The organism is Escherichia sp. AM3, assembly GCF_032029835.1.
Lineage (GTDB): Bacteria > Pseudomonadota > Gammaproteobacteria > Enterobacterales > Enterobacteriaceae > Escherichia > Escherichia coli.
In genome coordinates this window covers 1-507 of record NZ_JAVUPQ010000537.1, presented here as the reverse complement: position 1 = coordinate 507, position 507 = coordinate 1, and the positions used below count along the sequence as shown (strand labels likewise).

The 507-nt window shown below is 39.4% G+C and carries 1 protein-coding gene; it reads left to right on the top strand.

The window, feature by feature from the left end; translation table 11 throughout:
- On the top strand, nt 1-507 hold a 507-nt coding region (locus RTW80_RS27095; RefSeq protein WP_312721181.1), incomplete at both ends, for a glycosyltransferase.

Here is a 507-nt window from a genome sequence, read left to right as displayed (position 1 = left end):
ACTCTGTTATTGTTATCCACAATAGCATGAAGCTGTATAAACAGATTCGTAGCAGAAGCCCTCACGCGCAGCTAGTTATGCATCTTCATAATGCTTTCGAGCCAGGTGAGTTAGACAAAAATGCAAAGATAATTGTTCCTAGCCAGTTTCTTTTCGATTTCTATTCGGAAAAAATGCCTGATGCAAATATTGCTATTGTGCCTAATGGTTTTTGTTCTGAATCGTATGAACAAAATAATACTGAAGATTTGAGGCAGAAACTGAACATTGATGCAAATGATACCGTGTTATTATTTGCAGGAAGGATATCACCAGATAAAGGTTGCCTGATGCTTATGGAGGCTTTTAATCAGCTGAATAAGATACAAGATAACCTCAAACTGGTGATTGTCGGAGATCCTTTTGCCAGTAAAAAAGGCGAAAAAGCTGAATATCAGAAAAAAGTTCTGGATGCAGCGAAAGCTATTGGAGCGCAATGCATTATGGCGGGTGGACAGCCTCCAGAGC